Origin of the sequence: Schlesneria paludicola DSM 18645 (assembly GCF_000255655.1) — a bacterium.
Taxonomy (GTDB): Bacteria; Planctomycetota; Planctomycetia; order Planctomycetales; family Planctomycetaceae; genus Schlesneria; species Schlesneria paludicola.
On the sequence record NZ_JH636434.1, the window covers coordinates 3,168,851 to 3,193,768 of the forward strand.

Here is a 24,918-nt window from a genome sequence, read left to right on the forward strand (position 1 = left end):
ATGAAGTTTGTCCGCTGGTCTTGAGAACTGATCATGTCGAGCGAAAAGGCCGAGGGACTGATTCTGCGTGTCACCGACTTCAGTGAAACGAGTCGGATCGTCGTGCTTTTCACGCGCGAATTTGGGAAGATTTCGGGGTTGGCGAAGGGTGGACGCAAGCTGAAGGGACCGTTTGAATCCGCTCTTGACCTTCTCGCGACATGTCAGATAGTGTTCCTACGTAAGAGTTCATCCGGCCTTGATTTGCTGACAGAAGCCAAGCTTGTTTCTCGGTTCCATCCGCAGGAACGGGACTTGGTCTGCCTGTATGCAGGCTATTACGTTGCTGAATTATTGCTGGGACTGACAGAAGATTACGACCCCCATCTCGCGCTGTATGTTGCAGCTCAAGATGCGCTCGAAATGTTTCGAAACACCGAATCAACGATGTTAGGTGTTGTGCGGTTTGAACTGGTCTTATTAAGAGAGATTGGACAGTTACCTGATTTTGAGAACTGTGCCGCCTGCGGCGCAGAGCTGACCGAAGGGCGAACGTTTGGCTTCTGGGTTTCCGAAGGCGGACTGATTTGCCCTGATTGCCAGCGAGAAGAATACACGCAAATTTCGATACATGCCGGTACGGCCGCTGCATTGCGGTTGCTGGCCGGTGAAAGCGAGCAAGCCTGGAAGCGGCTGAACCTTGCACCACAGCAGTTGAAAGAAGTCAAACACGTCACGACATCTGCCATTAGCCACGTCCTTGGCCGTCGCCCGAAAATGTTGAAGTATCTCGATACCTGACCCACGTCAGACCACGTTGTTCCGGTCATGGATGACCATGCACAATTTGCTAACACAACAATCTGCGACCAGAAAAAGACTCGCAATCTGGGTCTTGTCCGCATCGCATTTTGCGGTGGGGTGTGCGTCTCCGTGGGAAAAGTCGGCACTTCTCAAGGACTCCACGCCGGACATCAGTCGAATCCAGGGACCGACCCAGCGTTCGTTGGCCAACGTCTTCAGAAAGAAGCAAGACGAAGAAGGCCTGATGGACGGAGATTCACTTAAGCCGATCAAGGGCACGCCTGAGTACCTCGAGGCAACCGAGCTCTTCAAAGCCGAGAAATACGACGAAGCGCAGGCCGCATTCAAAAAGGTCGCGAAGAAATTCAAAAAGAGTGAAATCCGCGAAGATGCGCTCTTCATGGAAGCCGAAGCGGCCTGGAAACGTGAACACTATGCGACGGCACACGATGCCTATGCCGTGTTGCTGAAGGAATATCCGTCCACACGCCATTTAAACGTCGTCAGCGAACGGATGTTCAAACTCGGCCGGATGTGGCTCGACTTCCCGGAAGTGGCGAATCTAGGCGAGATCCAGCGTGTGAACTTCGACGATCCCACGAAGGCCCTTCCCTCGGAAGAACCACCCAAGGTTCCAAAAGCGCCACCGATCTTCGTCCCAAATTTCAGCGACAAATCGAAACCGCTATTTGATACTCCAGGCAACGGCGTCGCCGCACTCTCTGCCGTGTGGATGAATGACCCCACGGGCCCGTTGGCCGACGACGCAATGATGCTGGTGGCTAGTTATCACGCCCGCAAAGGGAACTACGTCGAAGCCGATCGTTATTTCCAGATGCTGCGCGAGACATTTCCGAGTAGCCCCCACGTCCAGAATGCGTTCGTGCTGGGTTCACATGTGAAATTGATGTCCTATCAAGGCCCCGCCTATGACGGTCGGACGCTTCAAGAAGCACAACTGTTGAAAGAGAGCACACTGAAGCTCTATCCCAACCTGCCTGATCAGGAGCGGTTAAAAGAAGAACTTGCGATGATCCAGGATGAGGAAGCCTTGCGAACCTGGGTGAATGCCAAGTTCTACTTGAAAAAGGGAAAAAAACGCTCGGCCGCCATCTTTTGTCACGAAGTCATCACTCAATATCCCAAGTCGCGGTATGCGAACGAAGCCCGGGAGATGTTGTTGCAGTTGGGCCCCGAGTACGTCAGCGGTGCTGCCTTCCTGACGTCCATCGACGACAAAAAGCCTGGGTCGCTTGAACAGATTCTCGAAGCGCCACCATCCTTCCATCTCAAGCGATATCCGCTGGTCGGGCCCGAACGCGAAAATCCGTACGCCCCTGCCGCAAAAGGTGCGAAACGCAAATCGAAGACCAACGTGGCCACGAACACACCGTCAACTCCACCTCGCCGCCCCACTCAGGTCGTCGAGCGTGATGCGGACGAGGACGACGAAACGATGGTGGAAGACGAGCGTCCCACGAAAACACGCGTCGAACCTGCCCCCAAGTCACGCCGACGCTGGCCGTTCGGTTCGCCGCCAGAAAAATTACCCGAAGATTCCGACTCGGACGCCAAAGAACTTAGTCCTGAGACCAGCGGCCGAGCTCGAATCCGATAACGACGGGCAATCCGGATGAATACGGCACACACTTCCTTCGCGTCTGCGACAATCGTCGATCAGGTTTCAGTGGCCCGCGTTGCGCAGGCGGAAATCAACTGCAGCCGACCGTCGCGTCGCGCCGCGGCCGTACGCCTTTGCCACTTCTGCGGACTGGTCCTTTCGCTGTCTTTGACGGGATGCGGATACACGGTCGGTAACAACTTCAGTCGCGATATTCAGACGGTTGCGGTGCCGATTTTCGACAACAAAACGAATCGCCGAGGGCTTGAGTTCCAACTGACCGAGGCCGTTCAGAAGGAAATCACCAAACGTTCACCGTATCGTCTGGCGAAAGGGACGCAGGCCGATACCCGCCTGACGGGAACAATCGTCAGCTTCCGCAAGGATGTGCTGGGGGAAACGCGTTTCGACGACGGGCGCGAACTGCAGATTTCGCTGATGGTCAAAGTTCAGTGGGAAGATTTAAGGTCCGGCCAGGTTTTGGCTCAGCAAGAAATCCCGCTGTCTCCCGAGGCGATCCCGATGACGTCACAGGCCGAATTTTCACCCGAAGTTGGCCAATCACTGGCAACGGCACTCGACGACGCGAATCAGTCGTTGGCCCGCAAGATCGTCAATCTGATGGAACTGCCGTCGCTGTGATCACCGAGTGATTTGTAGCGAGTTATTACGCCGAATTGGGATCGTTGTTCTCCGGCCGGCCTTCCACGTAGAACCAGTTGTGGATCGGCTGCAGGATCGCTTGAACGTCCTTCAACAGTTGTTGATCGAGTGGTTCAGCGGCCCACTTGGCCCATTCGCGGATGCGTTCCGGTCGGGCCGATCCTGTGACGCAGGTCGTCATATCAGGGTTGGCAATCGAGAACTGCAGGGCGAGTTTTGCGAGATCGCTGCCGTGCTTGGCGCAGTGATCGGCGGCCTGCTTCGCAATGCGCCGGACTTCGGGTGTTGCCTTGTGCCAGGGGGGCAATGGATCGTTCGTCAGCAGCCGAGCGGAAAACGGCGCGGCATTCATGATCCCCACGTTCTTGGATTTCAAATAGGGAACGAGATCGCCGAACATCGTGTTCTGAAGCGTGTAATGATTGTATGACAGGACGACATCCAAGTCGGTCTGATCCAGCACGAATTTGAAAATCTTCATCGGATAGCCCGAGATCCCGACGAAGCGAACTTTGCCTTGCTTCTGAACCTCTCTGAGTGCTGGCAGGGTTTCGTCGACGATTTGTTGCATCTCGACAAACTCAATGTCATGGCAAAGGCAAATATCGAGGTACTCAACCCCCATCCGATGCAGACTGACATCGACGCTTTCCACCACGCGGCGGGCCGAGAAATCAAAATGGGATTTGTCGTAGCGTCCCAGTTTTGTCCCGAGCAGATACCGATCTCGCGGAATCCCTCGCAGAGCCGTTCCCAGCAGCACTTCCGACATGCCGCGTCCGTAGAAGGGCGAGGTATCGATAAAGTTCATTCCGACGTCGAGCGCCGCAGGCACGGCTGCAATCGCTTCGTTGATATCCACCGGACGAAACTCGGCACCAAGCGACGACGCACCAAAACTCAAGGCCGGCAACTTGAGCCCCGTTTTCCCTAGCGAACGCAGTTCCATGCTCACGACTTTCTTGAAGGGGTAGCGCCCGCTCTTATCTCTGAAATCAAATCAACATTGATGCGATCTGCGGGGTGATCAACGAATCGCATTCGGCTGTTCCGGCCGGTTCTCTCGGCCCAGGGCACGGTTTTCCATTTTTGTGAGGAGTGTCTTACCGCGCCACGAACTCACTTTGTACCCAACCATCGCCAATTGATTCAAAGTGTCCGAAGACCCATCCCGAGACTTCGCTGAGCACTCGGAATTCTGCCCCGTCGCGTAGCGGTTGATCAAAGGCGGCGTCGTACGACTGGCCCATTCCTTTCCGCGCAATGGTCTCGCCGGTAATGACCGCTCTGGTGGAATTCACCACCTGATCGTAGCAAAGCCACGTGTCGACACCGATCGCAGCGGAGCAAAACAAAAGCACGGCCGTGATGATCTGCAGACGAGGACGGCGCAGCAACACCGCCGCGCACGCCGTCACCGCGGCCAGAATCAATCCACCGAACAACCAGCGAACTTTCGCCGGGAACGATATCCAATCCGTCCAGAAGAGGACGTGTGACCACCACATTCTCTCAGGCTCATGAAGACGGCCCGGCGCGGCAATCAGGGCCTGCTCGAGATTTGCGGTCAAGTACGGATCGCGCGGGCGATAAGGCACCGCCTTTCGATAGTTCAGGATGGCTCGTCCGAATTCGCCAGTACGATAATAGGCATTGCCGAGGTTGTAGTAGACCGCCCCGTTGACGTATCCATCCGCCAGGATCGACTCAAGGATGTGAGCCGATTCTCGGTAGTCATCGGGTGACGTGGCGGTATCGAACCGCTCGAGCGCTTTGACGAACGCCCGTTCGCGGTCACCCGATTCAAGTGCCCACGAACGGGTCGAGCAGACAATCACCGCACATATCGCCACGAGGAAATGTCGATTCACGGCTCAAACCCCTCGCTCAAGATAGGGCGTCAGCTTGGCAATGACTGCTTCGGCCGTTTCAATCGTGACCCGCGGATCGTTGACGGATCCCCCTGCACCATATTCAGCGGCTTCGATCGCCTCCAAAAGCTGTCGAACCGCCTGCCCCACGTCCGCAGGAACCGAGGCGTTGGTAAGTGCCGCGTCGACGTCCGTCGAGGTGAGCCCTTCAGCAATTCGATTTTGCATATCCGCCACAAACCCAATCAGCGCCGCACGAACCTGCACGAAAGCGTCGCGCGTCTGATGTTGTGCCAGCGCTTGTCGCGCCGCTGCCAGCCGTTGCTGGGCATGACGACGGGCTCGCTGTCGGCGCATCCAACCCGCGTCCGATGATTTATGCCGATAGTAGGTCACGAACGCCATCAGACACCCCGCGACACCCCAAATTGCCGCAGTCGTCGTGATCCAGCCGACAAAATTGACACGTTGGTTTCGCAACTCTGAGGGATCCGTCACGTTCTGGAAAATCCCTTCGGTGCGCGTCTTGATGCTTGACGACGAGGCCGATGAGGGACTGCCCACAAGTTCCTCCGCAGAGACTTGGGATGCGTGACTGACGTCGAGAGGAACGGGGGCGGTTTCCTTTTCGAGGAATGTCTCTGACTTGGGATCGAACGTCGCAAACTTCAATGCCGGAATGCTGACGCCTGCATGTCGTGGACGAAGACCGTAGGCGAAGTGTTTTGTTGAACCTTCGACGCGTCCCGTCGGATTCTTGTCGATGAGCTCGAAGTCATCCGTCAGTCCCGGTACCGCCGACAAGTCAGGTGCCGAGATCAAGGACAGCGCCCCGCTTCGTTCGCCGCGCTCGAACTCCACCGTCAGCGTCAATGGATCGCCGACGCGCAGCTTTGTGGGGCTCGCATAAGCCCGCGCTGTGTATTCGCCAATCCCACCGCAGTAGGTCGATGGACGAGCCGCGGTTGGAATTTCGAGGACCTCGACCGAGATCGGTGCCGCACTCGCGACCAGACGCCGACCTGCGTACTCACCGCGTTCTTGCCCTGCGACGAAAGTTCCTTTAACAACCGCCGGGCCGAATGAATACGAACCTGTCTTCGCCGGTGTGAATGTCCGCGAAAGTTCATACACAAAATATCGAATCGGCGTCCCGTCCAATCCGTTCCGCGTTTCCCGCCCCTTCAGCCACCCAAACACATAGGCCCGCGCGGAATCGAAAATCGATTGTGATCCGACATTGTTCAAGGTGAAACCAATTCCGTCATCGGCAACCTGAGGCCGCAACCACTGGTTCAGGTCGTCGGACTCCAGACCGCTATGTGGTTCGACCAGATTGACCTGAAGGTGCGGTGGACGCCGTCGGACCGGACTTAACGGATCGAGATTCGCATCGTTCGGCAGTGGCCTCACGAGAATTCGAGCCGTCACCGTGAACGGCTGCGTGGGGTAGACACGCGGGGGGGTGGCCGCCAGTTCCACCAGTACCAGATCTTGTTTTTCCGCTTCGATCACTCGTAGCGGCAGGGGGGTACTCGATAGAGTCTTCCCATCAATTTCAACTGAAACCGAGGGAATCGACAGGTCTCCCGCAAGTTTGGGCGTCAACTGGTACCGGTAGAGATGACTGAACACATTCTGTTGACTGACTCGTCCATTGATGATGAACGTCGAAGATTGATTGCGAGACTCGTCTCCCTGCGACACGAAGTCGAACTGCTTCTTCAGCGGCGACATGTCGGGAGCAGTGGGATTCTTGGAGTTGCGAATCTCGACCTGAAACTCCACGCTTTCACCACTGAAGATTTCTTCGGCACTGGCTGCGACGTGAATCTCGGGATCATCGGCAATCGAAATCCCACACTGGGCGCACCAGAACCAGGCGAGCGTGATTCCCGCGATGACGTGGCGACGAAACAAGACAGAACCAAACACAGTCATTACCAATCCTTGTCCACAGGCGCGCGTTCAAGGAATCGTGCATGCAGCTTCCGATCTCGCTCCCGTTTATCCTTTTGCCGTTCGCGAACTTTTCGCAACGCATCTTCAATGCGATCGTTCGAAACGGGTTCCTGCTGCGTTCCCTGATCGGGCCGCTCTTTCTTCTCGGCTCCCGTACCTCCCGAATCGTGATCCTTCTTCTGCTCGCCAGGCTTCTTCTGCTCGTTCTTGTTGTTCTGTTCCTGTTCGTCCTCGTCCTTGTTTTTCTGCTCCTGATCATCAGGGTTTTGTTGCTGTGGATTCTTGGGTTGCGCCTGCTGGATCTCTTCCAGGATCTTTCGGGCCGTTTCCGCCTGCTGCGCGGCCGAAGCGGGATCCTTCTGACGCAGCGACTGGACGGCCGCATCCATTTGTTCCACAGCCTGAGGTGCAAGCTCCATTGCCTTGCGATAGCCCGCCTTCAACTGCTCCGGATCGACCTGGGCCGATGCGGGGTGTTCGCCAGCTTGCCCAGGTTTTTCGGTGCTGGCTCCGGCAGCTGTTCCCGCGGCCGTGGATTCCTCAACACGACTCAATTCGGCTTCCGCCTTTGGACCAAGCAGCCGGGCTCGCTTGAGGACCTGTAGCTGCTTCTCTTCGAGCTGCGAAAAGTCCTCGATAAAAAATTTCTCTGCGACCGACTTTGGATCGGAAGTTGTGGCTGGTGAGGTGACAGGATCAGAAGTGTTGAGAAGATCGAGTGGATCGGCGGGCTCCGAAGTCGGATCTGCATTTTCACCGGCACGTTCATCACGATCACCACGCGGCGATAGAGTCCGCGCGATCGAAGTCTGTGCGGACAATTCGGCGGCCAGCAGCGGATGAAATGGAATCACCGCTTCCCAGATCTTTTCCAGTTCCTCAATCGCCGTCTGTTGTTCTTTCGTCGATTTGCCGGCATCGCGTGCTCCTAAATGCCGCCCGGCCGCCGCCATCCGACTGCCGGCGGTATCCGCCCAGCCCTGAAGCAGGCTGATCCCTTCGTCGATCTCTTTCGTACTTGTCTGAGCCGCGGGCGCGCTCGGGTCGGCCGGTGGCCGCAACTCATCGTCAATCTTTCCGCGCAGCGTCGGAATCTCTTCCCGAAGCTCGTCTTGAGCCACCTTCGATTCCGCGAATGCGTCGGACGTCGCTGTGTCAGAAAGATCATCCACCGTCTTTCGGAGTGTCGTTTGTGATTGAATCAGAAACTCGAGAAACTGAATCAAATTGGATTCATCGCGACGCTTCTGGCGGTCGTACGCGCGCCACCGATCGGAGTAGTACTTGATCCATTGGCGAACGAGCTCAAGGTTGCGTCGCGACGCAGAATCATCGGGACGCAACTCCAGACAGTGACGATAAGCGGCGATCGCTTGCGAAAGTTGATCGAGTATGGCTTGCCGCTTTTCCGTGGGAACGGCTTCGGGTTGATCGCCGCAAAGCTGACGCGCCTGTTCGGCGGCAAGCGTTCCCAGATTGAAATGAGCCGCAGTCGCAATCGATCGATCAAGGCTAAGCCCTGCGCGCTGATAACATTCGCGTGCGCGATCGATGTCCCCTTTGCGATGTGCGGCACAGGCTTCGTCAAACGCCGCAATGGCCGAGGCCGCCGTCGCCTTTTGCTTGTCGAGCTCCTGATTCGCCAACGCGAACTTTTCCAGCGCTTCGTCAAACTTTTCTTCTGCGAACAAACGCATTCCATCGCGAACCTGAACCGCCGGCTCGACAGCATGGCACGCATTCGTCGCCCCAGCGAAGAATCCCATTAACAATAGGCCGGTTTTGACTGAGAGGGATGGGCGACGCGAGGCCGACCGATTGGTGCCGCTCGCGGGAATCGACGTCGCGTTGTCTCCTTCGTTTGAGAACAGGGCGGGACGACCGAACCGGCCGATACACAGATCGATTAGCAGCAGCAGCAGTGAAAGCCCCAGAAAGATCTGAAATCGTTCGGTCCTGCGAATTCGGTCCTGGCTGGCCGTCTCGCTGCCACGCCGCCCCTGCAAATAGTTTGTGTAGAGCTCACCCAGATCATACGAACGCGTACCGGCAGGAACATAAACTCCAGATGTCTTCAGCGCGATTTGCTGCAGCAGGTTGCCGTCAAGTTTGCTCCAGATTTGCTCGCCTTGATACTCGACAAACGAGTGCGAGTCGCTTTTCTGCGGCACACGCGCCCCGCGATCGGCATCGCCCAGGCCAATTGTAAAAATCGTGACGTGCCGTTCCGCAGCGGTGGCGGCGGCTTCAAGTGGATAGGACAACTGATCCTCGCCGTCGGTAATCAGCAAGACGGCCTGATCTCGCTCTGATTTGGCACGGAAAACCTCTATCGCCTTTCGAATTGCGTCGCCGATCGCAGTCCCACCTCGAGGTGCGCTATCGGTATCTAGTTCTTCAAGCGCTCTGCGAAACGAATCGTAGTCCGCCGTCAGCGGGCACTTCACCACCGCCTGGCCAGCAAACGCAATCAAACCGACTCGATCACCGCTCAACCGATTGATCAGGGATGAAACGTCGGCCTTCGCGCGGGCCAGACGCGTCGGTTGCACGTCGTCGGCCAGCATCGAACGCGAGACATCAATCAGCACATAAAGGTCACTGCCTCGCGGTATGATCTGTTCGTGATGCAAACCAAAACGGGGTTGCGCCAGCGCCGCCAATCCGGCAATGATCGCCAGTTCCTGCAGAACCAGCTTGGACCACGACCGCACTGCGGACTCGTCCGGAAAGATTCGCGACCACATCGTCTTCGCTGCAAACGTTTGACGCGCAACGCGACGACGCTGGCTGGAATACCAGACCAATGCGAACCACGCTCCGCACAGCGGCAGAATCAGATAGAGCGCTTCGGGATGTTGCCATTCCATAGTCAACGGCTGTTTCCAATAAACCTCAAACAAGGACAATTCAGAGACGTTGTCAGGGCAATGAACGGAAACGCGTTTCGTTCAGCACGGCCACGATCAGCGTCAGTAAAAGCCCCGGACCGGCAAACCACGCATACAGTTCAGTATATTCGGAATACTTCGTTTCACCGAACTCGGCCTTCTCCATTTTGTCGATTTGCGAATAAACCTTGGCCAGGCCTTCGGCATCGGACGCATGGAAGTATTCGCCATTCGCCGTCCGCGCCATCTCCTTCAGCAGATCTTCGTCGATGCGAAATTGCCGCGGAACAAGCACCCGCTTACCGAAAGCATCTTCTTGCGGCACGGGAACGACCCCATTGTGTCCAATTCCGATCGTATACAGCTTAATACCCAACTCATGCGCAATCGTCGCCGCCTCACGCGGGTCGACGACTCCCGCATTGTTGTCACCGTCTGTCAGCAGCACGATGACTTTGCTCTTCGCCTTCAAGTTCCTTAGTCGATCAACGGCCATGGCCACGCCATCACCGATCGCAGTCGCCAGCTCTTCCTTCAACGTCTCTTCATTGATCACACGTCCATTGCGATCTCGAATCGGTTTGGGAACTTCGAGTTCGCGGACAATGTCCGAGAGCGCCCCATGATCGAGGGTGATCGGACACTTACTGTCGGCGAATCCCCCGAATGCGACCAGTCCGACAAAGTCATTCTTTCGCCCTGAGAGGCCACTGGCACGCGAGCCTAGCAAGAATTCATTGATCACATGTTTCACGGCGTCCAGCCGACTGACGTCGCGTCCAGCGAGCTGAAAATCGAGCGCCTCCATCGACCCTGACACGTCCAGCACCAGCTCAATCGCGATCCCTTCGCTCGAGATTCGCGATTCGGAGTTTCCAGACTGTGGTCGCGCGAGTCCCGCCACCACCAGGCACAAGCCGACAATGTTCAAAATCGGCAACAAACGCTTCACGCGTTGAAGCCAGGTAACAGGGAGGTCTTTCAATCCCGCGATACTGGAAAAAATGACCGCCGGCTGCCGGCGCGGACTCATCCGCATCCGAGCAACGAGCAATACGGCCGGAATCAAAAGTAGCCAGAACCACGATTGGAAGCGGAAGGCGTCCACTAGCGGTCTCCCTTCCGAAAGCAGGACGTGATACGAACGCTCTGCCTGATCCGGCGAACGCTCGATGGCGTCACAATGATCCGTGTTGCCCCACCGAAGTGGCGCCCGCGTATCGACGAATTCGACTTCATGCAGAGCCCCCCGCGTTGTTGGTTGCCTCAGGGGATGTGGAAGCGATTTCCGCGACGGCCGAGGACAGGATTGCCGGGCGATATGCAACGAACTCATGCGCGCGATCGATCGAGAGCGCGATCTGCTCCTGATCGGGCTGCTGTCCGGCGTACTTCACCATGTCGGCCGCCTCAAGAAAATCTTTGAGTCGTAACGAACGCTCTGCCGTAAACAGGTCGCGGAAACGAATCGCCGACAGGAATTCTTCGGTCGTTTGTTCTGGTGCTCGAATCCCCGTCGATCCTTCAATGTACTGCCGGACGATGCCGGTCAATCGCAAATAGAACTCCTTGAAAAGTTGCTTTTCCGGAAGATTCTCGGCAAGCAGTTGCACCAGCGCCGCGTGTGCAATCTCTTCGGGAGTCAGCGACCGAACTTCGGCAACCTCAATCTCCTTACGTCGTCGCAACCAGTAGATCAGTGCGCCCGCGACGATGATTGTGCACGCCAGCAACCACCATCCCCATCGTGACGTGGCGGGCAATGGGCGCGGTGGCAACATCGGCTCGAGATCAGCCAGATTCGGAACCTGATCACCCAACTCAGACGTTACGTTGACTTCTAACGGCTCGGATTCGATGAATGCCGTCACGCCTTTCTGCTCCGACGTCGCACGCGTGTCAATGAATTCAATCGCCAATGCTCGAATGAGATGCCGCCCGGCGTGCATCGGCTCAAGCTGATACACGAACGTACGAACCTGATTCGTCGCCGTATTGGCCGCTTTGTTCTTAGCGTCGCTTCGTTCGGTATAGTCGCGGACAACAAACTCTCCGACCGCCTGCCCGAATGCGGGGGCCTTCAGCTCGACTCCGACCGGCGCTGACACCTGGATCTGCAGTTCCACCAGATCCGAGAGTCGGGGTTCACGTGGTGCCGCTCGAACAACCAGCTTCACAGGGCCTTTCTCGGACGTGCGTTCAATCGCATCCTGATCATTCGCCAGGCGCTGTCCCGAGGTTTGTCCAACACCACACCCCGCGCAAAGCAACAGAGCCCACACGGCAATCAGCCCGCATCCTATCGTTCTGACGCGTTCGCTTCTGAATGCCTCGTTCCCAAGCTCCCGCTTGGGAACGCTTCCTACGCCCAAAAGTATGCAGGAGAGGTTCCGGTCGCATTCACGTTCGGCAGAAATCGAGAATGCAAGAGGCGTCCCCAAGCAGGAGCTTGGGAACGAGGAAATTGGCGAGATAGTCGAAGGCTCAACGGATCGACCTGTTTCGTCTCTGCCGCAATCTGAAATGCAGGCCTGCGTTGTGTGCCGTTGCCATTGCCCGCTCATCGCTGTCGCTCCCGGGCTCGGAAGAATCGCTGCAGGCTATGTGCATAGGGCTGATCCGTTCGAATCGTCAACCGATCCACATTGGCCCGCCTCAGCCAGCCGATCAACGTCTGCTCGCGGGACCTTGCCGCCTGCGCAAACAACGTTCGCACACGGGGATGACGCGTATCGAGTTCAATCAATTCGTCTGTCTCGGCATCGCGCAGCGTGACGAATCCCACGTCAGGTAAGGTCGATTCACGAGGATCCTCCAGGGTCACGGCAATACAATCGTGACGTTGATTCGCAATCGCCAGTGCCCGTGAACAATCGGGCCCCAGAAAGTCACTCATCAAGAACACGACGCACTTGCGTCGCTGGACACGCCCCAGAAATTCCAACGCTTTCGTGATGTCGGTTTGCGTCTTGACCGGTTCCGTTGCCAGCAGTTCACGAATCAGGCGCAACACATTCCCGCGTCCTTTGCGAGGCGGGATGTAACTGATCACGTCGTCCGCGAAAAACATCAATCCGACTTTGTCATTGTTTTTGAGCGCGGTGAACATCAGCACGGCAGCCACTTCGATCGCCGTATCCATCTTACTCAGTCGCTGCGAACCAAATGCACCTGACGCCGAGATATCGACCATCAACATGACGGTCAGCTCACGCTCTTCGCAAAAGGTCTTCACATACGCGGCACCGGTCCGCGCCGTCACGTTCCAGTCAATCGAGCGGATTTCGTCACCCGGCACGTATTCACGGACGGCGTTGAATTCCATGCCACGGCCGTGAAAGGCACTGAGGTACTCGCCAGCAAGCAAATCATTGACCTGGCGCTTTGCCACGATTTGAATGCGGCGAACTTCTTTCAGGACTTCTTCAAGTTCTCGTGCAGCCATCTCTTTGTTGCTCGCCGATCCGAATGAACGTTTTTCTAGACCTCATGATCGTCCGACCTGCGCAACAGTCCCGACTGCAATCGATCAAAAGACGAGCGTTTCAGTCGATCGATCACGAGTGCAAAACCGCGTCAGGGTACAGGAACTGATTCGAGCACTTTTCGGACAACATCGTCGGATGTCATCGATTCCGCTTCCGCTTCGTACGTCAAAATCACGCGATGCCGTAGCACATCGAGTGCAATATCTTTCACATCTTGCGGCGTCACATATCCACGGCCCGCCAGGAATGCATTCGCCCGCGCCGCCAGACATAAATTGATCGATGCACGCGGTGACGCACCAAACTCAATCAACGGCTTGAGTGCACTCAACTTAAAGTCTTCGGGACGACGAGTCGCCGCCACGACATCCAGGACGTAGTCCTTCACTTTGTCGTCCATGTACAGCGTTCCGACCACGCGTTTGATGTCGGCCAGGTGGGCTGGGTCAAGGACCGGCTGGACTTCACGTCGAATATCGTCCAGAACCGCATCGACGACTTTCCGTTCCTCGGCCTTTGTCGGATAGTCCACGATAATCTTCAGCATGAACCGATCGACCTGCGCTTCAGGAAGCGGGTACGTCCCTTCCTGTTCAATCGGGTTCTGCGTCGCCAGCACCAGAAAGGGTTCTTCCAGTCGGTACGACTGATCGCCAATTGTAACCTGGTGTTCCTGCATCGCTTCGAGCAGCGCCGACTGAACCTTCGAAGGGGCTCGATTGATTTCATCCGCCAGAATCAAATTGGCAAAAATCGGCCCTTTGCGCGTCCCAAACGAGCCCTCGCGGGGGTTGTAAATCATCGTCCCGATCAAGTCGGCGGGCAGAAGATCGGGTGTAAACTGGATGCGATTGAACTGGCAGCGAAGGGCACTGGCCAAGGCTTTGATCGCCGTCGTCTTGGCCAACCCGGGAAGTCCTTCAAGCAGCACATGGCCGCCCGTGAGCATCGCGATCAGCAACCGCGAGAGCATCACATCCTGGCCGACGAGGACTTTTCGAACCTCGGCCCTGACTTGCTCCAATTTGTCCGAATGCTGAAGAACCTGTTCCTTGATCCGTTGGATGTCAACGTGCATGTTTTCGACAAACTCCCCTCAATCACTCGCTCGATTCGAACGGGTTCCACACTCGTCGCGGCGGTGGACGAACGCAACTCAGCCGCAACGCGGACAAGATAATCCAGCCCCTTCGTCATGACAATCTGTCATAAGGAAGCTCAACATAAACGCCCTGTCTCGCCGCGTGAGCGTTCTACGATACCAAGTTGCGATCGAAGGCGGTCCTGTCACACCGGCAGTGTATGCAAAAAAAATTCGTGAATTGCAAGAGCCCCTCGCGTTCCAATGCCTCCGGTTGCCTCCACCATGACACCGCAGCCCCGTTTTTCATCGCGTTTGTATCCCAGATGTTGGAACGGCCCGTTTGTGGATCACCGATATGAACGCCTTGGCGGCATGACAACTCCGATCGCATGTCACGGCGATCAGAGCAACGATTCCATCTCGAATATGAAAAAAACGTTCATTCACAACGGCGGTCGGTGGAGTTCGATCCGAGACTTGATACGATCTGCCGTGTGGAGAGCGAGTCGATGTGGCCAGCTTGCGGCCCAACTTGGGCAAGGCAAACGCTGATGCATTGGTTCCTGAGGTTCAATCGCGTGATCCCATCTCGCCGACAAGCGACAAGTTGCTTGTTGCTGCTCGCGGTGGTGGCTGCGCTGTTCCCCATACCAATCTCGCTGCCAGTTTTCGCCCTTGGCAAAGATCGTTCACAACCGTTTCGCTGCCAGGATCGACCGTGCGGCTGCCGAACTGCGGAACAGTGCCGCAAGCAATGCTGCTGCTTCCCATCAGGCCAGAAACGGGTCCGCTCAAACGAAAAGATCACGCCGCAGAACGTTTCTGCAAAGTGGGGGGCCAACACAGCTTCGCAAGCAAGCTGTTGCTCAAAGCCTCTAGGCTCAACGAGACCAGCCCACCCCACGAAAGCAAGACCGAAGGAACGACAGCGACAATTCGTCCTGCTGATCACGGCCCAAGAATGTCACGGAGTCGCTCAGACGTTCTCCGGTCAGGCCGTCTTCGTTCTTCCCGCGACATTCTCGCATGAAGACGTTGGCGCGCTGGTCACCGAACGACTTGTTCTTCGCGGATCATACCACGCACGGCGATTTGCCGAGCCTCCCGTTCCGCCGCCGCGCCTGGCCATTGCATAGCGGTTGCTTGCACACCACACGCTTCAGCACGCACGTCACGTTGACGTACCCAAAGGCCAGCCGCCCGAGTCAAAACCGGAGCGGACGATTCGTGCCCTGCACGGATTGATGCACCGATCCGTTGTTCACGGCAAGCATCTTGCTTGCAGAACAATGAGTGACCGGCTGCGCGGTCTCACGCTGCAGATGAGTGGCGGACACCCGTACGTCTTCCCGCGGCATCGTTCGCCCCGCTTCGAATCGGGATGCGAACAGTCCTGAATGCTCACAGGTGCGGTCTGAGATCGCGCGTTCACAGTTGGCCAGAGATTCGCTCTCCACAAGTGTGAATCGACCCGATTCGTGAACGCGCGATCGCGGACCGCCGAAACCGATGTTCAGGAACAATCTTGCTCTTGCTTATCCCAACATTGTCAGGAATCGTCATATGAATCGAATGCTCAAGCGTCTGCGTTCGCGCGGCTTTACGCTCATCGAATTGCTGGTGGTGATTGCCATCATTGCCATCCTCATCGCGTTACTGCTTCCCGCTGTACAACAGGCCCGCGAAGCCGCACGCCGCGTCCAGTGCAAGAACAATCTGAAACAAATCGGGCTGGCGATGCACAACTACGAATCGTCGCACGCCAGTTTTCCGCCGGGCCGCGTGGGATTCCCCATGGTGTTCTCGGCCCATGCGGCATTGCTGCCGTACTATGACGGAGGCAACCTCTACAACCTGATCGACTTCAATACGGCCCCCACTTTCGTCGAACCGCCTGTGGTGCCCTATTCCCAGAACGTCATTGCCGCCATGACACGCATTCCAACATTCCTCTGCCCCAGTGACCTGGGAACGGTTCAAGGGAACTCATACGGGCCGACCAACTACGTGGTCTGCACCGGTAGTGGAGCAACCCCTACAGCACGATACATTCGTCGCGGCGATGGCGTCATGATGGATGTAAAGCTGCTGGGGGTGACAAAGTTTCGTGATGTTCTCGACGGACTTTCCAACACCGTCGCCGCGAGCGAGCAAACCCTGGGAAATGGATACACGGCTGGTGGTAACGGGTCCGGGTCAATCCCGGCCAGCACCACGCCCGTCAGCCCATCCCAGCAGGTCCTCAATTTGACCGCCGCCCAGAACGACACGATCACGGGCACCGACACCAGCCTGGCAAACTGTGTCGTCGGCGCCGCTGGGTCGTGGTCAGGCACGCGGGGCGCCAAATGGTTGAACGGCCATTTTGGCGACACACTGTATAACCACGGACTAACGCCCAACTCGAAGACCTTCGATTGCGGAAACAACAGCCACAACGCTGGTCTGACTGCAGCACGCAGCCGACACCCGGGCGGCGTGCATGTGTTGCTCTGCGACGGCTCGACACGCCTTGTCGGTGACAACATTGACGTCACGATCTGGCAGGGACTGGCATCCAAAGCGGGCGGAGAAGTTCTCGGTGAATTTTAGTGACGTCACCATCAAAGTCCGTGGAGCGTTGCGATCACCGCTCTACAGACTGATGGACGCGTCGCGTTGATGACACTCAGCGCCGGGACGACGCCCTTCGCTATCACGAGGCACGGTCGTGCCGTATGATGTCACGATCATGCCAGACGAACCGACTTCGACAAATCGCATTCGCCAGCGACGAATTTCCCTGGGGCTGACGCAGGCCGAGCTGGCAGCTCGGGCAGGCATCTCACGCACGGCCGTGACGGCGATCGAAGGTGAGCGACTGGCCCCTTCCGTCGACGCGGCGTTGGCGATTGCCCGATCACTCGAGAGTTCTGTCGAAGAACTGTTTGGACAGGGACAAGGTGGTCCCGCGACGGACGTGTGGGCGTGGGCTCCGCCAATGGAATCAGCGCCCTGCTGGCAAGCCGAAATCGGCGGTCGACGAGTTCACTATCCCGCCAGTTCATCGCCAATGCTTTCGCTGCTTCCCGATCGGCAACTCCGTAACAAATGGGCGGCGGACGCAAAGGTGGCGGACGAGACACTCGTCATGGCCTGTTGCGATCCTGCAGCGGGACTGCTCGCGAGCCAGTTCGCCGCCATGACAGGCCTGCGTCTACTCGTCCTTCCGCGCGCCAGCCGTCAAGCGGTCGAAATGTTACGTGACGGACTGGTGCATCTGGCGGGTCTGCACCTTTCCACACGCGAGAAACCCGATCGCAATGTGAATCTCGTCCGGACGACCCTCGGTGATGACTTTCAAGCCATTCGACTGGCCAATTGGCAAGAAGGAATTGCGTTAGAACCTTCGTCCAGTTGTCGCTCGATTCGATCCGTACTGGCCTCAAAATTAACCTGGGTCGGTCGAGAGCCAGGATCAGGTGCACGACAATGTCTCGATCGCCTGCTGGAGAATCGGCCGGGGCCACGACGCACCGCACGTGATCATCACGGCGTGGTCGAAGCCGTTCGATCGGGATGGGCCGACGCCGGAATCTGCGTGCAACTGGCGAGTGTCGAGGCGGGATTGAAATTCCTGCCCGTGCAAGAAGAAGCGTTCGATGTCTGCTTTCCGACGGCGCTCGCCGATGATCGCCGCGTCAAAGCCTTTCTGAACGTGATCCGCTCGGTGGCCTATCGACGGCTTCTCGCCGATTTGCCTGGGTATGACACACAAGAGACAGGCGAACTGTGTGGTGGCCGAGTTTAGTTGACCGGTGATATCACGGACGGAGATTCCGGGGCAATTCGGAAAAATCGTGCGCGATGCGTTCGACCTCGGAGATCTGAAGTGACAATTGGCCTTAAGTGGGACGTCTGATGATGCGGTGCGTCGACCGAAGTCTTTTACTCCGTGCCTGCCATTTCTGTGGACTGATCCTGCTGATCGGTTGCGGCTCGATGACGGCCCCAAGCCCCTCAAAAGAATCGAACTCTCCGCCTGCAACGACCGTGCGCGTGGCAGCAGCAGCCGACTTGAAGTTTGCGTTTCCCGACCTGATCGCCGCATTTCAACGTGAGCACCCGCACGTTCAAATCGAGGCCAACTTCGGCTCATCAGGAAGCTTTTTCGCGCAGCTCTCGAACCAGGCACCGTTCGACCTGTTCCTTTCAGCCGACATGGCTTATCCACGCAAACTGATCGAGCAAGGTCAGGCCGAAGCAAATTCCGAGTTCCAGTATGCCGTGGGACACGTCGGAATCTGGGTTCGGAACGAATCCATGCTGGCACCAGACAAACAGGGTGTCGAGGTCTTGAATGATCCAACCGTTCAGAAGATCGCGCTGGCCAATCCGAAACACGCGCCGTATGGACGCGCGGCCGAGGCGGCGCTCAAGTCACTCAACATCTACGACGCCGTCAAAGATCGACTGGTATTCGGCGAGAACGTCGCACAGGCGGCCCAATTCGCGGAATCCGGTGCTGCCGAAGTCGGCCTGATCGCTCAATCACTGGCGGTCTCGTCAGCACTTCGCGACAAAGGCCGATTCTGGCCATTTCCCGACGATTCGTACCCAAAACTCGAACAAGGCGGCATCGTGCTGACCTGGGCACACGATCGCGCCGCTTGCGAACAGTTCCGTCAGTTCTTGTTATCAGAACAGGGCCGAGAGGTGTTGCGCCGTTACGGACTTGAATAGCTCAATATCAATCGCGCAACGGCCCGCAACAAACATAAATCACCCACGCCCATCTGCGTTTGTGGGCACACCGATCGAGACAGGCGAACGACGAAACGAAGTGTTCCAATGTGGTCACTTGCTCGCGTCAGGCTTGGGAGACTTGTCGACGAACTCCAGCGATTTCTCGATCAAGATTTCCCCGGTCATTTCGCCCAGCGACGTTTCGCTCACGTACTTGTAGCGCGGGAAGCTTCCGAAGTCGACTTTCGTCAGGATGTAACCGAACGCATCATTCGTCAGCCCAAACAGCAGGTTGTGTTCGCCGTGCATCTTGCGTTTCAGGTAGAAGCCGATGTTTGGCAGTGCTTCGCCAGGAATCGTCAGAATCTGGGCCGTCCCGATATTCACAAGGTTGATCTGCCCCGTCACGGTGCGGTCCGCATTCCGTGGATACTTTAAAGGCGAGCCCAGAATGACGTTCCAAAGCAAATCCGAATCGACGGGAAACTTCACATCGACGGCCCCGCAGTACAACTGGGGATCGGCCTGTACTTTCGCATCACCCACCAGTCGCAGTGCTTCGTCCGCCATTGTGTGACCGATCCGCAGGCATTCTTCCCATGTCCGCTCATCTTCCCAGACGCCGCGCTGTGGGTCTTTCGGGCGCTTCAGGTCGCGATTGTCGGCGGTGATCATGCCGCCTTGTGCGCCGTTCATGAAGATGCCCATTCCGCCCGCTTGCTCTTCGAGCTTGTCGCAGAGCGGCCCCACTAGATCCGGACTGACGATCCCAAGCCGATTCCCCAGAACTTCAGGATGAACCGCATAGTTCACTAGCGTAACGATGGCCTTGTCCGAAGCACCAATCGCCTGAATGACACTCATTCGACGATCGTAAAGATCCGGTGCATAGTAGTTGTAAGCGATCTTCCCACGTGCTTCGCCGGTGGCGATTTTCAACTTGGCGGGCTGCAGCTGATCGATGGCGTCGTTGATCGCTTCCGCCGTTTTGACGCAGACCATCTCCATGAATTTCAAATCACCGGTGTGTCCACCGCGCCCATCGGCGAAGCCATAGCAATCGGGTGCACTGTGGGTGTGGGTCGAACCGATCATGATGTTCTTGGGCGGAATCCGCGGCACCCTCGATCGAACTCGCTCGCCCAGTACCGACGGAAACCCTAAGAGGTCGAGTGACACAATCGCAAGTGTCGTTTCGCCTTTCTGAATGACCACCGCGCGAGCCGTCAGTTCGCCCCGCTTTTCACGCGTTGGTGCCGGTAGCCCCAATCCGCCCGAGACCGGCAACAGAGGATCAGGAGTGATGATGCGCCGTCCGGTCCCGACTTTGAATTCGTCCGCCCAGCCCGAGATCGAACTGCCCGGCAAAAGCGCAAGCGCGACGAGCAAAGTCCGCAGCGCACAAAGAACCGATTCTCGACAGACCGCAGGTGACATCAAGAACTCCGAGAAATGAACGAGGAGAAGAGCAAAGACAAGCGATACGCGTCAGCAGCAATCGGACCAACAGAGAAGATGATCGCCCGCTCACAAGAATACGCAAGTCCCGGCTCTTTACCCTTGCACACACAACCTCGGTTTCGCAAATCTCGGCGGCGAACAAATTGCTGCAGCCTTCTACTTACTGAGATCTTGTTTTTTGATCAGGCATTCCGATCTCTCAACGTCTTCCAAGCGACGTGGCCGGATCAGCAGATATTGCACGTCAGCGGGCTCGTCGCGATTCTCCGTACCGTCCGTGCGATTCAGAGGTATCAACAAAGTTTTTCCATTTGAGACCTCGTAGGAGCGTTCCATCAACTGCGAGAGGATTTGCTTTGAGTCCGTTGAAAAACTCAACCGAAATGCATCTTTGTCGCGGAGGATGAGTCCCCGAAAATGCATTTGCAAATTGGAGGAGCGTGGCCCTAATAGCTCAGACACCTCGCCATTGGGAATCGTGATCGCGGGCTGGACGAACCAAGTTCCTCCATGTTGCTCTGCATAGCTTGTGATTTCCAGCAGCTCGTCACCATCAAGTTGAACTCCATCACTGTTCGCCTTAAGGCCCGCTTGATCGATGGCGAACTTTTCTGGAACCGTCAAGAACCGAGTCTCGAACATCACGAATCGCCCCCGCCGAAGTCTTTCAAGGGATTCATGAAGTTGATCATGCACGGAGCCCGTGGCCCGCACGATCAGAGAATTCGTGCCTGGATACGGCTTGATCGTGCATTGACCACCATTTTCCTCCCACATTCCAGGATCTACCGAGTCCTTCATATGTTCGATTAACTTGAGCCATTCGGCGGGACGCCCCAGTTCAGAGGGATCAGACGAAATCACTGCGGGATTCACCAAATCCGCGATGGAATAAGCCTCGATCACGAATGGCTCACGCACCTTGTCGCTGGGCAAGGGGGATTGGCTCTGGACGTCGATCGTCGACTTGCCCGTGACGACGACGACATTGTCATACACGGCAAAATCCAGCTTGCGAGGACTCAGCAACATCTGCAATGCGGAGCGTGCCGAACATCTCATTGCGGCAAAGTAGATCGGCCTGTGCGGACTGACGCCCGCTTTTTCCAGACTCACTTCGTCGATCACGATGTCAATCTCGGCCTGTTGCTTGATCTGCCGAAGCCCTTCACTGATTGCTTGATTCGCGCAGACAACGGACACGGGCTTCGAAAGTCGTTGGTGCATCTCCTCCTGCTTCGCAGTGGCTGAAAACCCCTGTTTTTCTATCAAATTGCGCCAAGCATCGTCGCTCATCTGACCGACAAACCGCAGTGTTTCTTTCCCATCGTCTTCGACGACGACGCAGGGAATCGACATGATGTTGTACTGACGGGTTAGTTGACCCTCCAAATCAATGTCGATCACTCGTATGGGAAATCCTTCGCGTTTTAGTTTCGCAATGATTGGCTGCTGCTGCTGACATGGCCCGCACCAGGTCGCCGTAAAGAGCAAGATTGATTTTTGTCCCATGGCAGCCGTAGCAGGACTCGTTTGCGGCAAAGGACTCTCGATCGGTTTTGCTGGAGTTCGAGCCAGGTGCCGTTCCACCACGTCCGATAATTGACGCATCTCTTCGCGGAGTTTTCGCACGTCTTCAATCAACTGTTTCGTGTCAGACGTAGGTTCTTCCTTGGCAGACAAAACTTCCGACGTCTGTGCGGAACAGACACGAGATCCGTCGTGCGACCATGCCAAACCGACGAGGCCGATGACAGCAAACACGGACTTCAATCGCTTTGACCAATTCGTGTTCCGACTCATTGAACGATTCCTTTCGTGAAGACTGTGATTCAAGATCGCACGTCACCAATCAGACTCGCCCGACGAGTATGGGCCGAACGAATCAAAACATCTGCTCGAATTCATTCCCTTTCGATCACCTGCGGCGCCATCAGGGAAAATCGCTGAAAGAGGGCATTTGCCACTTCCGAGATCTCGGGTTCATGAAGTCGTTCCAAACGTGATTTCAGACGTTGAAACTCGTCGAACATCTCTTTCAATTCACGTGCCAAAACGGCGCGATCATCTTCAATGGCCATTTCGCGGTCCTCGTTTCGCGCGGCCTGCGCGGATGAATCAATGACAAGCCGCGGACCATAAGTTCCGATCAACAGACCTGTCGTGACCAAGACTGTGCGAACCATCTTCCGCCTGACGGGACCCGAAGGTGGCACATTTCGCCGCGAACGTAGCAACCAGTGCATGCGGTAGGTCAACGAACCGTCAGGCCCAACGGCGGGCAGACCCAATCCACCCCGAAATGAAGAACCTGCAATTTGATCCAATCGCCACTCGGCGACTTTGGTCAGGCATGTCGCCAGTAGGGTCGGAGGAATGCGACGGTCCACGGCCCAGTCGTCGCAAAGCAATTCCGTCGCCCACTGCCAATGGCAACGAGCGAGAAAATTGAGCGGCTGGAACGCCAGGCAGGTGCACAGGATTTCGACAATCCATTGCCAGATCGGATCACGTCGCACGAGATGCGCGACCTCATGCGCCAAAAGCGCACGCAGTTCGTCAGTCGTCAAAGTGTCTTCAATTCCTTGCGGCAACACGACCGTTGGATGAATCACACCGCACGCGAACGGTTGCGAACAACGCCTGTTCCGATTTTGGATCGCCAAGTCGGCAGAAACCGCCCCGTCTGGCGCGAAACCAGGTCTCTCCGTCAGACGCAGAAAGCGGATTCGAAACCCACGCGGCACAAACCGATCCAGCTCGCGCCGATCAAGCATTTCCAGCGGCGCACATCGACTCAGTAATAGGGACAGACCCAGCCCCCGACGCGCGAGCCTGACAAGACAGATTGCCACCCAAACGACGATGACGGCCCCCAGCCAGACAATGAGCCCAAACGAACGTCGTCTCTCACCGATTCGCTCGAGAGACGCGGGCAATTTGGACACGAATGGAACACTGGAAAGCGGCAGGTGCGCCTGATCAATCTGCTGAAGGATCTCGTCAACATCAGGCTCCAATCGGGCGACAGGCAACATCGACCGAATCGATCCCGAAGATGACGGGCTCATCATACAATCGCCCCCTAAAGACTGCTCCGGCGTTCGCTTCGATGATAAAACTGTCGAAGACTCGGTCGAAGTCATCGGTTCAATGGCGGCGTGATTTGCATTCAGCCCCAAATGATCCGATTCGTCGATTCGTGTTGGCGTCAGGATGCAGGACCAACGAAGGGATGAGGGCGACAGGTCCGCTGCAAGACACAAAATCGACGTGATGATTGGCAGGACCGAGGCCAGTTTCCATCCGGTTTCGACCAGTGTGGGTCGCATGGAATCCATGATCTTGAGACGCGCAGGCAACCAGATCAGGATCAGCCATGCTGCCGTAAGGAACAGTGTCGAATGAGCCAGATACGTCGCGGTGAGTTCAACAACGAAGGGCAACAGGCTTTCCAGTGGATCCCTCAAACCGAGCTTGTTGACGACATGCGCGATCTCATTCGTCATGATTCAGCTCCTGCTCCTTTTGGCGGATCAGCTTTTTGAGCACGCTGAGTTCTTCACGCGAGACGTCGCATTCATCGAGCAAATGACAGACAAGTTTCGTCACGTCGCCCGCACACAGTCGTTGAGCCAGATCCGAGATCATCGACCGCGACACGTTTTCCTGTTGCAGGACCGCGCGATAGACGTTGATTCGCCGATCAACTCGATGCGATACCTGACCATTTGCTTCCATCTTGGACAGCATCGTCCCGACGGTGGTGTAGGCCAGCGGACGGCCCGGTGCCAGCGCCTTTTGTACGTCACTCACGGTGGCTTCACCCTTGTCCCACAGGATGTGCATGATGGCCAACTGCAAATCGGCCAATCGGTGTTTTGTCACCAGATGATCCTCCCTGAGTTTCGTTTGATCCGTTCAGCGCGGCGGACGTGAACGGTCGTTCGCAGTAGCCGGCAGAGGACGGCTCCTACTTGAGTAGGAGAGTTCTACTACCGCAGTAGGAGCATTGTCAATTGCGTCCTGACGATCTTTCGCATCCATTCCGTAATTCAAACGACAGAGCACGAAGAGGTCCGCAAAAGACTTGGGGGGTCCGTGGGATTGCCAACAACCTCCTGAAAAATCACGTAGAGACGGTTCTCAAGGGACTCAACGCATCTGCGACACGGGTTCGTCGCAAGTCGCTGACGAGAAATGTATTAAGAAACGAGGTGTTCGAAACGTAAGGGGGCTCAGTCCGATTTTTGCTCAACAGCGCAGGCAGACGATTTGAATCGGCCGGGCCTGATGCCCGAGCGTTTTGAACGATTTCTGCGCAGGGAGAACCAGCGCGAAGAACCAAATCCGAATGAACGGGCTGGCA

18 protein-coding genes are annotated in these 24,918 nt (G+C 56.5%); 6 read left to right on the plus strand and 12 right to left on the minus strand.

Annotated features, from left to right (window positions below):
- The first annotated feature begins 33 nt into the window (after window positions 1-33).
- Genes recO through lptE form a run of 3 tightly spaced genes read left to right on the plus strand, consistent with a single transcriptional unit; the run spans window position 34 to window position 3,046 of the window.
- Window positions 34-780, plus strand: a complete 747-nt coding sequence (gene recO, locus OSO_RS0115585) for a DNA repair protein RecO (RefSeq protein WP_010584177.1) — start codon at window positions 34-36, stop codon at window positions 778-780.
- Window positions 781-817: 37 nt separating this feature from the next.
- Complete coding sequence (locus OSO_RS0115590) at window positions 818-2,401, plus strand: tetratricopeptide repeat protein (RefSeq protein WP_010584178.1); 1,584 nt, start codon at window positions 818-820, stop codon at window positions 2,399-2,401.
- Window positions 2,402-2,416: 15 nt separating this feature from the next.
- A complete protein-coding gene (lptE, locus tag OSO_RS43685) occupies window positions 2,417-3,046 on the plus strand; it encodes an LPS assembly lipoprotein LptE (RefSeq protein WP_010584179.1) in 630 nt (209 codons plus the stop codon).
- Window positions 3,047-3,071: 25 nt separating this feature from the next.
- Here lptE and OSO_RS0115600 read toward each other — a convergent pair whose 3' ends face one another.
- The 8 genes from OSO_RS0115600 to OSO_RS0115635 all read right to left on the minus strand — a co-directional run bounded on the left by OSO_RS0115600 (window position 3,072) and on the right by OSO_RS0115635 (window position 14,357).
- Window positions 3,072-4,016: an aldo/keto reductase gene (locus OSO_RS0115600; RefSeq protein ID WP_010584180.1), complete on the minus strand. Its 945-nt coding sequence runs from the start codon at window positions 4,014-4,016 to the stop codon at window positions 3,072-3,074.
- A gap of 154 nt (window positions 4,017-4,170) precedes the next feature.
- Window positions 4,171-4,938 carry a tetratricopeptide repeat protein gene (locus tag OSO_RS48050; protein WP_010584181.1) on the minus strand — a complete coding sequence of 256 codons (768 nt, stop codon included), beginning with the start codon at window positions 4,936-4,938 and terminating at the stop codon, window positions 4,171-4,173.
- Window positions 4,939-4,941: 3 nt separating this feature from the next.
- Window positions 4,942-6,879 carry a BatD family protein gene (locus tag OSO_RS0115610; RefSeq protein WP_010584182.1) on the minus strand — a complete coding sequence of 646 codons (1,938 nt, stop codon included), beginning with the start codon at window positions 6,877-6,879 and terminating at the stop codon, window positions 4,942-4,944.
- A complete protein-coding gene (locus OSO_RS48055; protein ID WP_010584183.1) occupies window positions 6,879-9,770 on the minus strand; it encodes a VWA domain-containing protein in 2,892 nt (963 codons plus the stop codon). Before OSO_RS48055 ends, OSO_RS0115610 begins: the two co-directional genes overlap by 1 nt.
- A gap of 52 nt (window positions 9,771-9,822) precedes the next feature.
- The gene (locus tag OSO_RS0115620) at window positions 9,823-10,899 is read right to left on the minus strand and encodes a vWA domain-containing protein (RefSeq protein ID WP_010584184.1); all 1,077 of its coding nucleotides are present in this window, start codon (window positions 10,897-10,899) and stop codon (window positions 9,823-9,825) included.
- A gap of 127 nt (window positions 10,900-11,026) precedes the next feature.
- Window positions 11,027-12,073, minus strand: a complete 1,047-nt coding sequence (locus tag OSO_RS0115625) for a hypothetical protein (RefSeq protein ID WP_010584185.1) — start codon at window positions 12,071-12,073, stop codon at window positions 11,027-11,029.
- Window positions 12,074-12,351: 278 nt separating this feature from the next.
- Window positions 12,352-13,236 carry a DUF58 domain-containing protein gene (locus tag OSO_RS0115630; protein ID WP_010584186.1) on the minus strand — a complete coding sequence of 295 codons (885 nt, stop codon included), beginning with the start codon at window positions 13,234-13,236 and terminating at the stop codon, window positions 12,352-12,354.
- Between the two features lie 131 nt (window positions 13,237-13,367).
- A complete protein-coding gene (locus tag OSO_RS0115635; RefSeq protein ID WP_010584187.1) occupies window positions 13,368-14,357 on the minus strand; it encodes an AAA family ATPase in 990 nt (329 codons plus the stop codon).
- 1,569 nt (window positions 14,358-15,926) lie between these two features.
- On the opposite strand from OSO_RS0115635, the gene OSO_RS0115655 reads away from it, so the two are divergent.
- From OSO_RS0115655 to modA, 3 genes are all read left to right on the plus strand, one after another.
- Window positions 15,927-16,955 carry a DUF1559 family PulG-like putative transporter gene (locus OSO_RS0115655; protein ID WP_010584191.1) on the plus strand — a complete coding sequence of 343 codons (1,029 nt, stop codon included), beginning with the start codon at window positions 15,927-15,929 and terminating at the stop codon, window positions 16,953-16,955.
- 139 nt (window positions 16,956-17,094) lie between these two features.
- A complete protein-coding gene (locus tag OSO_RS43700) occupies window positions 17,095-18,153 on the plus strand; it encodes a substrate-binding domain-containing protein (RefSeq protein WP_040592442.1) in 1,059 nt (352 codons plus the stop codon).
- A 110-nt stretch (window positions 18,154-18,263) separates the two neighbouring features.
- Window positions 18,264-19,085 carry a molybdate ABC transporter substrate-binding protein gene (modA, locus tag OSO_RS0115665; protein ID WP_010584193.1) on the plus strand — a complete coding sequence of 274 codons (822 nt, stop codon included), beginning with the start codon at window positions 18,264-18,266 and terminating at the stop codon, window positions 19,083-19,085.
- Between the two features lie 114 nt (window positions 19,086-19,199).
- On the opposite strand, the gene OSO_RS0115670 is transcribed toward modA, so the two are convergent.
- The 4 genes from OSO_RS0115670 to OSO_RS43710 form a co-directional block, all read right to left on the minus strand.
- On the minus strand, window positions 19,200-20,525 hold the full coding sequence (locus OSO_RS0115670; RefSeq protein WP_010584194.1) for a hypothetical protein: 1,326 nt from the start codon (window positions 20,523-20,525) through the stop codon (window positions 19,200-19,202).
- A gap of 180 nt (window positions 20,526-20,705) precedes the next feature.
- Window positions 20,706-22,352, minus strand: coding sequence for a thioredoxin family protein (locus tag OSO_RS48060; RefSeq protein WP_010584195.1), 1,647 nt, complete (start codon window positions 22,350-22,352; stop codon window positions 20,706-20,708).
- 101 nt (window positions 22,353-22,453) lie between these two features.
- Window positions 22,454-24,058, minus strand: a complete 1,605-nt coding sequence (locus tag OSO_RS0115680) for a M56 family metallopeptidase (RefSeq protein WP_010584196.1) — start codon at window positions 24,056-24,058, stop codon at window positions 22,454-22,456.
- Window positions 24,048-24,437: a BlaI/MecI/CopY family transcriptional regulator gene (locus OSO_RS43710; protein WP_010584197.1), complete on the minus strand. Its 390-nt coding sequence runs from the start codon at window positions 24,435-24,437 to the stop codon at window positions 24,048-24,050. Before OSO_RS43710 ends, OSO_RS0115680 begins: the two co-directional genes overlap by 11 nt.
- Window positions 24,438-24,918: the final 481 nt, after the last annotated feature.